General features: G+C 34.0%; 12 protein-coding genes. 8 read left to right on the top strand and 4 right to left on the bottom strand.

Annotated elements, in window-relative coordinates:
- The first annotated feature begins 65 nt into the window (after window positions 1-65).
- Complete coding sequence (locus SB689_RS06395; RefSeq protein ID WP_410691337.1) at window positions 66-2,135, top strand: T9SS type A sorting domain-containing protein; 2,070 nt, start codon at window positions 66-68, stop codon at window positions 2,133-2,135.
- Window positions 2,136-2,176: 41 nt separating this feature from the next.
- Here SB689_RS06395 and SB689_RS06390 read toward each other — a convergent pair whose 3' ends face one another.
- Entirely contained in the window at window positions 2,177-2,611 is a 435-nt protein-coding gene (locus SB689_RS06390; protein WP_410691336.1) for a hypothetical protein, read from the bottom strand.
- 209 nt (window positions 2,612-2,820) lie between these two features.
- On the opposite strand from SB689_RS06390, the gene SB689_RS06385 reads away from it, so the two are divergent.
- From SB689_RS06385 to SB689_RS06375, 3 genes are all read left to right on the top strand, one after another.
- Window positions 2,821-4,683 carry a glycoside hydrolase family 35 protein gene (locus SB689_RS06385; RefSeq protein ID WP_410691335.1) on the top strand — a complete coding sequence of 621 codons (1,863 nt, stop codon included), beginning with the start codon at window positions 2,821-2,823 and terminating at the stop codon, window positions 4,681-4,683.
- 186 nt (window positions 4,684-4,869) lie between these two features.
- Window positions 4,870-6,162 (top strand): phosphopyruvate hydratase, encoded by a 1,293-nt coding sequence (gene eno, locus SB689_RS06380; RefSeq protein ID WP_410691334.1) that lies wholly within the window; start codon window positions 4,870-4,872, stop codon window positions 6,160-6,162.
- 83 nt (window positions 6,163-6,245) lie between these two features.
- Entirely contained in the window at window positions 6,246-7,532 is a 1,287-nt protein-coding gene (locus tag SB689_RS06375; protein WP_410691333.1) for a citrate synthase, read from the top strand.
- Between the two features lie 71 nt (window positions 7,533-7,603).
- On the opposite strand, the gene SB689_RS06370 is transcribed toward SB689_RS06375, so the two are convergent.
- Both SB689_RS06370 and SB689_RS06365 read right to left on the bottom strand, forming a co-directional pair.
- Window positions 7,604-7,927 (bottom strand): nuclear transport factor 2 family protein, encoded by a 324-nt coding sequence (locus SB689_RS06370; RefSeq protein WP_410691332.1) that lies wholly within the window; start codon window positions 7,925-7,927, stop codon window positions 7,604-7,606.
- Between the two features lie 23 nt (window positions 7,928-7,950).
- Window positions 7,951-8,745, bottom strand: a complete 795-nt coding sequence (locus SB689_RS06365) for an SDR family oxidoreductase (RefSeq protein WP_410691331.1) — start codon at window positions 8,743-8,745, stop codon at window positions 7,951-7,953.
- Window positions 8,746-8,868: 123 nt separating this feature from the next.
- Between SB689_RS06365 and SB689_RS06360 the strand changes: the two genes are divergently transcribed.
- Complete coding sequence (locus SB689_RS06360) at window positions 8,869-9,246, top strand: winged helix-turn-helix transcriptional regulator (RefSeq protein ID WP_410691330.1); 378 nt, start codon at window positions 8,869-8,871, stop codon at window positions 9,244-9,246.
- 59 nt (window positions 9,247-9,305) lie between these two features.
- On the opposite strand, the gene SB689_RS06355 is transcribed toward SB689_RS06360, so the two are convergent.
- Window positions 9,306-9,470, bottom strand: coding sequence for a hypothetical protein (locus tag SB689_RS06355; protein WP_410691329.1), 165 nt, complete (start codon window positions 9,468-9,470; stop codon window positions 9,306-9,308).
- A gap of 308 nt (window positions 9,471-9,778) precedes the next feature.
- On the opposite strand from SB689_RS06355, the gene SB689_RS06350 reads away from it, so the two are divergent.
- The 3 genes from SB689_RS06350 to ctlX all read left to right on the top strand — a co-directional run bounded on the left by SB689_RS06350 (window position 9,779) and on the right by ctlX (window position 12,231).
- Window positions 9,779-10,693: a dimethylarginine dimethylaminohydrolase family protein gene (locus SB689_RS06350; protein ID WP_410691328.1), complete on the top strand. Its 915-nt coding sequence runs from the start codon at window positions 9,779-9,781 to the stop codon at window positions 10,691-10,693.
- A 133-nt stretch (window positions 10,694-10,826) separates the two neighbouring features.
- Window positions 10,827-11,228: a four helix bundle protein gene (locus SB689_RS06345; protein WP_410691327.1), complete on the top strand. Its 402-nt coding sequence runs from the start codon at window positions 10,827-10,829 to the stop codon at window positions 11,226-11,228.
- Between the two features lie 79 nt (window positions 11,229-11,307).
- Window positions 11,308-12,231 carry a citrulline utilization hydrolase CtlX gene (ctlX, locus tag SB689_RS06340; RefSeq protein ID WP_410691326.1) on the top strand — a complete coding sequence of 308 codons (924 nt, stop codon included), beginning with the start codon at window positions 11,308-11,310 and terminating at the stop codon, window positions 12,229-12,231.
- Window positions 12,232-12,548: the final 317 nt, after the last annotated feature.

Below are 12,548 nucleotides of genomic sequence, written 5' to 3'. Positions count from 1 at the left end.
CTTCAAAATATAAAAGGAGCGTGTATTTATTTACAGGCTCCTTTATTTTTATAAAAATTATGACCATGAAAAAAAATTTACTCTTTATTTTATTACAATTTTGTATTATAAGTTTTGCTCAGACAAATTTAGACTGGCAGCTTGTAACACCTTTTTTACGCCTGGAAGAGATCATGAAAATGGAAATCTTACCGGACGGAAGTTATCTTGTCCAGAAGAATAACGGTACTGATGATTTGGTTATTACTGAAAATAATGGGAAGACCTGGAGACAGATTAATGATAATGCAAAAACAGTTTACGATTTTACAATTCATAATAATAAAGGGTACGCTGTAATAGGGACAGATTTTAGAATCACTGATCCTAAGTTTTCAACTCCTGGAGTTTCCTACACTTTTCCCGGTAATGCTGAATCTATTTTTGTATTGAATGATAATACAATATTCGTAAGTGGTGGAAACAGCAGAATGTATAAGTCCGTTAATGGTGGAGCGACATGGACGAGTGCCATCGTTCCGACAGTATACCAGGACAGAATTACGAGTGTGTATTTTACTGATGCCAATACCGGATTTTGCGTTACAGATGCAACGAGTGGGAACAGTTTTATTTTTAAGACCATCGATGGAGGACAGACCTGGACTAAAATGAATACAAGCTCTGTTGAGTTTACGAAAGTTACTTTTAAAGATTCAATGAATGGAATTGCTGTAAAATATGGCGGAAATCCTTTATATACTTTAGATGGTGGAAATACGTGGAATGAAGCGGCAGGAATTGGAACTGTAAATGACATTAAAGTTTATAACAATGAATATATTGCCATAGTAAATCCGAATAAATTATATAAAACTGCTACCGGAGAGTCCTGGACAAATACAGGAGATATGTACCCTTCTTCTTTTCATGGTTTTACATGTCTGGCAATCCACCCGGATTTTATTCTTGCAGGGACAAATAATGATGATCCTTATACTTTACGCCATACAATTTTTAAAAGTACAAATAATGCATTAACATGGGATCCATTAAACATTAAATGGATCTATTCACAACCTTATAATAAGGTTTACGCATTTGAAAATTATGCAGCTGTACCTGCAATGGGATATTTTTCTCAGGATAGAGGATATACCTGGACAGCGGCATTATACAATCCTTATCCGGTCGGGCCAATGAATATATTACCCAATGGTAAAGGAATTTCTTTAGGACTGTCTCAATTTTGGATCACAGATGATAATGGACTGACCTGGACTCAGCAAATATCACCCAATTTGCAATTAAGAGTTCCGGCCATGAAACCAAACGGAAATTATGCAATTGCCAATATGGGTACTAATTCATTTGCGTTTACAGGATTTGTTTCTACATATTCTGCTGCAACGGGCTGGACTCCTCAGGTAAATGTAGAATCTGAAGTTACTTCCATGAAGTTTATTGATGACAATGTAGGATTTCTTGTGAACCAAACCAAGATCATGAAAACATTGGACGGAGGATTAACATGGAGTGCTGTTACAAACTTTCCCGGAGCAATTGCAGATGTAAGAAATATTGTTTTTGGAAACTCTTCAAGGGTTTATTTCGGAAAATATTATACAACGAATTTAGGAAGTACATGGAATTCTGTGCCTTCACCAATGGTGTCATTTAAAGATTATGACGTTTTTTCAGATGGTACCGGATATGCGATGGACGACGAAAGAGATGTTTATAAAACAACAAACTATGGCGCTTCATGGCTGAAAATTATAGATACACAGTTATTGCTTACACCCGGTGGTTATATAAACAAGGTTGCTTTTTCTAAAAACTATATGGTTGCAGTAGGATATACAGGTTTTTATGTATTGGATTTTGTGACTGGAAATCTTTCTACTAACGATCCTAAATTAGAAACGAATAATAAAATAAGGATTTATCCAAATCCCACTTCTTCAACTTTATATTTTGATATTAAAGATGAAATTAAAAATATTACAGTATTTGATATTTCTGGAAGAATTTTTAAAAATATAGGGAACCCAAAATCAAATTCAATCGATATTTCTGATCTTGAAAAAGGAAACTATTTTGTAAAAGTTATTACTGAAGATAAAACATACTTAGAAAAGGTAATTAAGAAATAAATTAAAAACCGTTCAGATTTTTGAACGGTTTTTTTTATGTTTTAGATTTTTGTTCTTTTCAGTTCAATCACGTTATTGCCTTGCTCAAGATGAATACTATCTCCTTTTACTCTCGCTGTCATATCATCTTTTTTATAAACCGTTTCGCCATCCTTTGTTTCTTTCTTTTCCAGTGTGAAAGTTTTTTTATTGCTAGTAATGGCAACCGTACTTTCTTTCGGATCATTCTTGAAAACCACTTTCACTAAGGCGCCGTCTGTTGCTTTGTAAACAAAATCTGTCTTTTCTGTTTTCTGTCCATTAACTACTATCGTAGATGAATTTACCGTCGAAGAATCTATTTTCCCATTATTATCAACAATCGTTGTTTCCGAACTGTCAGATTTGATGATGTTTTTGTTTCCGCTTTCAGTTTTGTTGCAGCTTACTAATGACAAAGCTACAAGCGAAGCTGTGATTAAAAGTCCTTTTTTCATGTTATTTATTCTTTTTAATGTATTTGAAAGTTAATTTTCTATCGTAAAGAAATTAGAATAAATTTAATAAAACAAAAAACAAACCAATAATTATCGCTTAAATATAAAATCTTAAGTAAATGTGTAATTAAATTTTCAAAAATGGTTAAATCATAAGATTTTAATCAATTATTTGTTTTTTATTTAGATTTGTAAAAATAACATTTGTTATGAAAATCAAGTTTAAATATTTGTATATATTTCTATTGATCCTCATCAGTGTTTCAGCTTTCTCCCAAAAAAGTAATAAAAGTTTTGAAATTAAAGACGGACATTTTTGGTTGAATGGAAAACAATTCAACATTTACTCGGGTGAACTTCATTATCCAAGAGTTCCTTCCCAATATTGGAAACATCGGTTACAAATGATGAAAGCAATGGGACTGAATACAGTGACAACCTATGTTTTCTGGAACTACCACGAAGAAAGTCCGGGCAAATGGAACTTCTCAGGTGAAAAAAATTTAAAGAAATTTATAAAAACCGCACAGGAAGTAGGACTGTATGTAATCATTCGTCCCGGCCCTTATGTTTGTGCTGAATGGGAATTTGGCGGATATCCTTGGTGGTTGCAAAAAGATAAAAATTTAGAAATTAGAACTGATAATAAAGCTTTTCTTAAAGAATGCGAAAAGTATATCAATCAACTTTCAAAACAAATAATTCCGCTGCAAATAAATAATGACGGTTCAATAATTATGGTTCAGGCTGAAAATGAATTTGGATCTTATGTTGCCCAAAGAAAAGATATTTCATTGGAACAACACAGAAAGTACAGCCATAAAATAAAAGATCTATTGGTGAAATCTGGAATTTCAGTTCCATTTTTTACTTCTGATGCAAGTTCTCTTTTCAAAGGAGGTTCTATTGAAGGAGCGTTGCCAACTGCAAATGGAGAAAGTAATATCGAGACTCTCAAAAAAAGCATCAACGAATATCATGGAGGAAAAGGTCCATACATGGTTGCAGAATATTATCCGGGCTGGCTCGATCATTGGGCAGAACCTTTTGTAAAAGTTTCCACAGAAGATGTTGTAAAGCAGACAGAATTATATTTAAAAAATGGAATTTCGTTTAATTACTACATGATTCACGGAGGTACAAACTTTGGTTTTACAAATGGTGCGAATTATGATAAAGACCACGATATTCAACCAGACATCACAAGTTATGATTATGACGCTCCGATCAGTGAAGCGGGTTGGGCTACTCCAAAATATGATGCTTTGAGAAATGTTTTTCAAAATTTAATTAAAGAAAAGCTTCCCGAAGTTCCAAAACCGATGAAAGTAATTTCTTTTTCAGATATAAAATTAAAAACAACTTCATTATTTGATATCATTGATCAGCAAAAATCAATTTTAGCAGATAAGCCTTTAACCTTTGAAGATCTTAATATTGGTCACGGCTATATTTTATACAGAAGAAAATTTGATGTCGATTACAAAGGAAAGCTCGAGATAAAAGGATTGAGAGATTACGCCCATATTTATATCAATCAATTATGGAAAGGCGAAGTCAACAGATATTACAAAAAATACGATCTTGAAATAGATATTAAAAAAGGCGAAACCTTAGATATTATTGTTGAAAATATGGGAAGAATAAATTACGGAGCTGAGATTGTTCATAATTTAAAAGGAATAATCAGTCCAATAATTATCAATGGAAATGAAATTAATGGCAATTGGAAAATGTATCCACTACCTTTTGACAAGTTTCCAAAGATCAATTATAAAGTAAGAGATATTGCCATAAACACACCGGCCTTAAAAGAAGGTGAATTCACACTTGAAGAAACAGGAGATGCATTTCTCGATATGCGAAAATTCGGAAAAGGAATTGTTTTTATTAATGGTAAAAACATTGGAAGATATTGGAGCAGAGTCGGCCCGCAACTTACTTTGTATGTTCCTGGAGTTTGGCTAAATAAAGGAAAGAATACGATTCAGATTTTTGAACAAATCAATGAAAATAATATTTCTGAAATTAGCAGTATAAAAACTCCGATTCTTGATCAATTGGTTTATTAATTATTGCTAAAAATTTAAAAATAAAAATATCAGGAACTAATTTTGTTTAAAAGATGAAATGCAGTCTTTTTTGCTTTTCAATATTAACTAAAATTTAACTTGGAATTGGTCGAAAAGGCAGTCCATTTATGATCAAAAAAGTTAAAAATTGATTAAATTTGTATAAACTATAAAAAAAACGGAAAAATGAGTTACATTTCTTACATAGAAGCGAGACAAATTTTGGATTCAAGAGGAAATCCTACAGTAGAAGTAGATGTATTTACAGAAAGTGGCGCAATGGGTCGTGCTGCAGTACCTTCGGGAGCATCTACAGGAGAACATGAAGCGGTTGAATTACGTGATGGTGGTTCAGAATATTTGGGGAAAGGAGTTCTTAAAGCTGTTGAAAACGTAAGAGAAGTAATAGCGCCTGAGTTAGTTGGTCTTCCGGTTTTTGATCAGAATCTTTTAGATCAGATCATGATCGAGCTTGATGGAACACCTAATAAAGGAAGTCTTGGAGCAAACGCAATCCTTGGAGTTTCATTGGCAGCGGCAAAAGCAGCAGCAGCAGAATTGAAAATGCCTTTATATAAATATGTAGGTGGTGTTAATGCTAATACACTTCCTGTTCCGATGATGAACGTTATCAACGGTGGTTCTCACTCTGATGCGCCTATCGCGTTCCAGGAATTTATGGTAATGCCGGTAAAAGCAGATTCTTTCTCTCACGCATTGAGAAAAGGAACTGAGATTTTCCACAGCTTAAAAGCAATTCTTCATTCAAGAGGTCTTTCTACTGCGGTAGGTGACGAAGGTGGTTTTGCACCAACTTTTAAAGGAACTGAAGATGCTTTGGATACTTTGCTTCAGGCAATTGAAAAAGCAGGTTACAAGCCTGGTGACGATGTAATGATCGCATTAGACTGTGCTGCTTCAGAATTCTATAAAGACGGAATTTATGATTACAGAAAATTCCAGACTCCGGATGCTGCACAATTTACAAGCAGTGAGCAGGTTTCTTATTTAGCTGATCTTGCAAACAAATATCCAATCATTTCTATCGAAGACGGTATGCAGGAAAATGACTGGGAAGGTTGGAAAATGTTAACTGACAAGATCGGTGACAGAGTACAATTGGTAGGTGACGATTTATTCGTAACGAATGTTGAAAGATTAGCAAGAGGTGTTGAAGAAGGAATTGCTAACTCAATCCTTGTAAAAGTAAACCAAATTGGTTCTCTTTCTGAAACAATGGCAGCTGTACAAATGGCTCAACATAACAAATTCACTTCAGTAATGTCTCACAGATCAGGTGAAACTGAAGATTCTACAATCGCTGATTTAGCTGTAGCAATGAATTGCGGACAGATCAAAACAGGTTCTGCTTCAAGATCAGACAGAATGGCGAAATACAATCAATTATTGAGAATCGAAGAAGCTCTAGGAGAAACAGCAATTTTCCCAGGATTAGGTGCATTTAAGATCAAAAGATAATCGAAATTATAAATAACGGCAAGCGATAATTTTTGTTTGCCGTATTTTATGGAATTTAGTAAATTTAGAAAAAAAATAAATAAATGTCAGACAACAAAGTAATATTGAATTACGACGGTAATTCATATGAATATCCAATCGTGGATAGTACTATCGGAGACAGAGGGATCGATATTTCAAAGCTAAGAGACCAAACAGGTTTAATCACTCTAGATTTAGGTTACAAAAATACAGGAGCTACACTTAGCGACATTACTTACTTAGACGGTGATAAAGGGGAATTATTCTACAGAGGATATCCTATTGAGCAGATTGCTGAAAAGTCTAACTTCACAGAAGTAATGTACCTTTTGTTACACGGTGAATTACCAACTTCAGACCAATTCAATACCTTCAACGGTAATATCAAAAAATATAACTTCGTAGCAGAGGAGATGAAAAAAATCATCGATGCTTTCCCTCGTTCTGCTCACCCAATGGGAGTTCTATCTTCTTTAACTTCTGCTTTAACTGCCTTCAACCCGAAAGCGGTTAACGTAAACTCTAAAGAAGAAATGGATCTTGCTGCAGAATTGCTTATTGCTAAATTTGCTCACCTTGCTGCTTGGACGTACAGAAAAACTCTAGGTCTTCCATTAAACCACGGAGATAATAACCTAAACTATGTAGAGAATTTCTACAAAATGGCTTTCAGATTACCAAATGAAGAGTTTGAAATCAACCCTGTGGTAACTGCTGCTTTAGATAAATTATTAATCCTTCACGCTGACCACGAGCAAAACTGTTCTACATCTACTGTAAGAATGGTAGGTTCTGCTCACACAGGTCTTTTTGCTTCAGTTTCTGCTGGTATTTCCGCACTTTGGGGACCACTTCACGGTGGTGCAAACCAAGCAGTTATCGAAATGCTTGAATTGATCGAAAAAGACGGTGGAGATGTTAATAAATGGGTTGAAAAAGCTAAAGACAAAAACGATAGCTTCCGTTTGATGGGATTCGGACACAGAGTTTACAAGAACTTCGATCCAAGAGCAAAAATTATCAAAAAAGCTGCTGACGATTTATTAATTGCATTAGGAATTGAAGACAAAGCTCTTGATATTGCTATGCAGTTAGAAAAAGTAGCATTGGAAGATGAGTACTTCATCGAAAGAAAATTATATCCAAACGTAGATTTCTATTCAGGAATTATCTACAGAGCTTTAGGAATTCCTACAGAAATGTTTACAGTAATGTTTGCATTAGGAAGACTTCCAGGATGGATTGCTCAATGGAAAGAAATGAGATTAAAAGGAGACCCAATCGGAAGACCACGACAGGTTTACCAAGGAGCTCAAAAAAGAGACTATATCGATTTAGTAAACAGATAATATTTGTTTCAGATAAATATAAATCCCAAAGTGTTATGCTTTGGGATTTTTTTGTTTTAAATAATGAAAAATTAACTAGTAATTTTCAGACTTGAAATTTTATCATTTTCAATCTCAAAGTTGTACTTTAAAATAATCGGACTGCCATCAAAATTCCCCGAACCCATAGTTGTTAAAACGGTCATTTTATCTTCATTAAAAACATCAATAACTTCTAGTTTTGTTTTGTATTCTTCATTCGTTTTTTCGTTCCAGTCTTTTATTTCTTCTTTTCCTTTGTGGGTTTTTCCTTCATCAAAGACCTGTGCATTGTCCGAAAAACACTCTGAATATGAAATACTGTCAAAGTTTTCCTGAGCTTTTAATAAATTTTTTAAAATAATAGGTAAATCCATTTTTATATATTTTTTTGGTTAATTTAAATTGTCGGAATCGTTCCTCCGTCGATTACATATTCAGTTCCGGTTAAATAACTTGCTCTTGATGAAACTAAAAATCCCACAAACTCTGCAATATCTTCCGGTTGAGCAGGTCTTCCGATGGGAATTCCGCCCAGTGCATCCATCACGCTTTGGGTTGCTTCTTCTATCGTTGAATTTGAACTTTCAGCGATTCTTTCCATCATTCTCGTCGAAGAATCTGTCATGATCCAGCCGGGTGAAACCGTCAAAATACGAACTCCTTTTGATGAAACTTCCTTCGATAAACCTTTACTGTAATTAATTAAACCCGCTTTTGCAGCTGCATAAGGCAAAGTAGAATCATACAACGGTAATCTCCCTTGAATAGAAGCAATGTGGATAATTACTCCATGTTTTTGTTCGATCATTTGTGGTAAAAATCCTCTATCCAAACGAACCGGAGTTAACAAATTTGTTTGAATGGATGTTTCCCAATCTTCATCCGTTAAAACAGAAAAGCCACCACCTTTTGTTTCCGAACCGCCAAGAGTATTAATTAAAATATCAAGCTTCCCGAATTTTGACAAAACTTCTTCTACAACTTTTTGTGTACCTTCAGCTTTACTCAGATCTGCAGCGATAAAATGAATGTTTTCATTCATGATTTCTGGTTGGTTTCTTGCCGTCATGATTACTGTTGCACCTGCAATTAATAGTCTCTCTGCAATGGCTTTTCCTGCGCCTTTTGTTCCACCTGTTACTAAGGCTATTTTATTGCTTAGTTCATTATTAAAATTAAATTGTTCGTTCATATGTTTAAAGTTTGGTACAAATTTCAGGAGTATGATGAGTTTATACAAGTACGGAAATACGATTCATATAGGGATAAATTTTTCCCCTATTGCTGTTTTTATAACAATGACTAATTTTGTAATATGTATGAAAGAAAAATTCCGCCAAATTTAAATTGTGGATTAGACTTAATCGGTGAAGTGCTTTACGGCAAATGGAAAATCCGTTTGTTGTGGTTTATCAATGAAGGTTTTCTGCGACCAAGTGAGTTGCAGAGGAAAATTCCGGATGCTTCCCGCAGAGTTTTGAATATTCAGTTGAATGAACTGGAAGAACACCAATTAATTACGAAGAAAATTTATGCCGTCGTTCCCCCAAAAGTTGAATATAGTCTTACCGATTTTGGTAAAACTTTGATACCTGTGATCTCTGTTTTAGGACAGTGGGGAGATGAAAATGATGAACGTCTGAGAACGGTTATTCTCAATCGATTAGAAAATATTTCAGGAGAAAAAAGTTAAAAAAATGATATCTGATAAAAGTAAAACCTGCTTGGTATAAGCAGGTTTTTTATTTTTAATTAAGGACATTGGCAGTTGTTACAAGTCCAGATATAGCATTTTCCTGAGTCATCCCACTCGCAGCAGCGTCTTGCTCCACCGATTGCGATGCCTCCTACAATTGATTTTTGTTGATCTCTTCCTAATTTTTGTGCGTGTTTCAGCACTGGGTTTTTCTTGTTCATGATTTTGTGATTTGATGTTAATAGTTAAGTTTAATTTTTCGCGAAAATTATATCACTAATATATGAATTTATTTTATATGTGAATAAAATTTTATATGTAAATTAATAATTAGCAATATGTTAGATCTAAAATTATCTTTCAATCGCTTTGATGAAAGCAATTAAATCTGCCATTAATTTAAAAAAACTTAACTAAAAACTGTAGAACTGAGATTTTGCAGTATAAAATTAAAGCTTGTTTATAAAACAGCTCAAAAGTTTCCTAAATACAGACCTTTACTTATATTTGTAGTATTGCATAAATCTTTATGAAACTAAACATTAAAAACGAAACGGGGAGGCTGAGATCAGTAGTTTTAGGTCAACCCAATTCAATGGGGCCCGTTCCCACACTTGAGGAAAGTTATGATGCCAAGTCATATTACTCAATCGAAAACAACATGTATCCAAAAGAAGAGGATATCATCAATGAAATGAATGCTTTTGAAGCAGTTTTGAAAAAATATGATGTGGAAGTGCTGCGTCCAAGTATCATTAAAGATTACAATCAGGTTTTCGCAAGAGATGTAGCTTTTGTGATCGATGATAAAATGATTATTTCAAACGTAATTGCAGACAGGGCCGATGAGCAGGAAGCTTACAAAAATGTTTACGAAAAAGTAGCATGGAGAACAATAATCAATCTTCCGGAAACTGCCCACATTGAAGGCGGTGATGTGATCGTTTGGAACGATTTTCTTTTCATCGGAACATGTTTCAGTGAAGATTACAGAAATTATAAAACAGCCAGAACAAACGAATACGCGATTGAAATTTTAAAGGAATATTTTCCAAAAAAGAGAATTATCGATTTAGAATTAAAGAAAAACGACAGAATTCCATACGAAGGAATTCTACATTTAGATTGTACATTCAACCCGGTTGGGAAAGATAAATGTATCATTTACAAAAACGGTTTTGTGGATGAAAGCGATTACCGTTTGATCATCGATATTTTCGGTGAAGAGAACTGTTTCCACGTTACAGACGAAGAAATGTTTGAAATGTGCCCGAATATTTTCTCTATTTCTCCAGAAATTGTAGTTTCAGATAAGGCGTTCACAAGAATGAACAATCACCTAAGAAACGAATGGGGAATGACTGTTGAAGAAATTCCGTACAGAGAGATTTCTAAAATGGGAGGTCTTCTACGTTGTTCAACGATGCCGCTTGTTAGAGAGTAGGAGTGTTGGAGTGTAGTAGAGTTTTAGAGTGGGAGTGTTAGAGAGTTTTAGGGTTGGAGAGTGGGAGAATGTTAGTGTTTGAGGTTTTATAAAAAGTATTTGTTTTTTTTCTATTTTAGTTGAAAATACAAATATGTCAATAATTAAATTTCATCAGGATTTGAAGGTTTTTCAAAAATCGTTTGATGTCGCAATGATTATTTATGAGCTTTCAAAATCTTTTCCTAAGGAAGAACTTTATTCTCTTACCGATCAAATCAGGAGATCTTCAAGATATGTTTCTGCAAATATCAGTGAAGCTTGGGGAAAAAGAAAGTATGAAAAATCTTTTGTTGCCAAACTTACAGATTCTGAAGGTGAAGCGAGGGAAACTCAAACATGGCTTTTATTTGCTCTAAAATGTAACTACATTAATGAAGAACAATTTAATAATTTAAACAATCAGTATAATCAAATAATTGGGATGTTGGTCAATATGATGAGTCAGTCACAAAGTTGGTGTTCATTTTCATCAGTAAATAAGGAAGAAAAATAATTTTGCACTAAAACACTAAAACACTAAAACACTAAAACACTCAGACTCTCAAACCCAACCCCCCTCAAACTCAAAACAGATGCAGACAACAGATACAGTATTAATGATAGAGCCGATTGCATTCGGTTATAACGCAGAGACAGCGGAAAATAATTATTTTCAAGTTGAACAGAAAGGTTCTGATATTCAATCTAAAGCTTTGGCAGAATTTAATATTTTCGCTGAGAAATTAAGAAGCAAGGGAATTAATGTCATTACGATAAAAGACACAATAGATCCTCACACACCGGATTCTATTTTCCCAAATAACTGGGTAAGTTTTCACAAAGACGGTAAAGTAGTTTTATATCCAATGTTCGCTTCCAACAGAAGAGTGGAAAGAAGAGAAGATATTATTGAAACGATTAAAGAAAAAGGTTTTGAAGTTTCTGAAATTGATGACTGGTCATTGCCGGAAATTCAGGGGCACTTTTTGGAGGGAACAGGAAGTATGATTTTCGACCACGATAATAAATTGGCTTACGGTTCGGTTTCTTTAAGATTGGATGAAAGATTGTTCAGAGAATTCTGCGAGAAATATGATTTTACACCCGTTGTTTTTCATTCTTTTCAGACAGTAGGCTCAGAAAGACTTCCGATTTATCATACCAACGTTATGATGTGTGTAGCAGATAAATTCGTGGTAATTTGCCTTGACTGCATAGATAATGAATTGGAAAGAAGCAAAGTCATCGAAACCATCAAAAATTCAGGAAAAGAAATCATTGAAATTTCTGAAGAGCAAATGCAGCAATTTGCAGGAAATATGCTTCAGGTTCAGAATGAAGACAGAGAAAAATTTTTAGTAATGAGTCAAACTGCGTTTAAATCTTTAAATGAAAATCAAGTTTCAGTTATTGAAAAGCACTGTGAGATCATTTATTCGGATTTAAATACAATTGAAGTAAACGGCGGTGGAAGTGCACGTTGCATGCTTGCCGAAGTTTTCTTGCCAAAAAAATAATCTTCTCATTTGTCCTTCTGAACGAAGTGAAAGCGTAGTGAAGAATCTATTATTTGAAATAGATTTTTCGTTTGTAGAAATGACAGAGTCTATATTTACAACTTAAATCTAGTGTACTAGAGCAAATGCTCTCAGGAGTAGAATGAATATCCAGTACACTAGAACAAGGGTCCTGCGAAGTGCAGGAAATCTTAAAAGTCATAAGCATTATTCCTTGTTTACAAGAATAAAAACAAACTGCAGAACCTATAATCTTTCACATAGTAGATTAAAAATGAAGTGACTCATAAAAAATATGAAGAAAAATGATATATTTA

Origin of the sequence: Chryseobacterium sp. SIMBA_038, from assembly GCF_046535115.1 — a bacterium.
Lineage (GTDB): Bacteria > Bacteroidota > Bacteroidia > Flavobacteriales > Weeksellaceae > Chryseobacterium.
The sequence above is the reverse complement of the archived record's forward strand: the minus strand, read 5'-3'. Positions and strand labels throughout refer to the sequence as shown.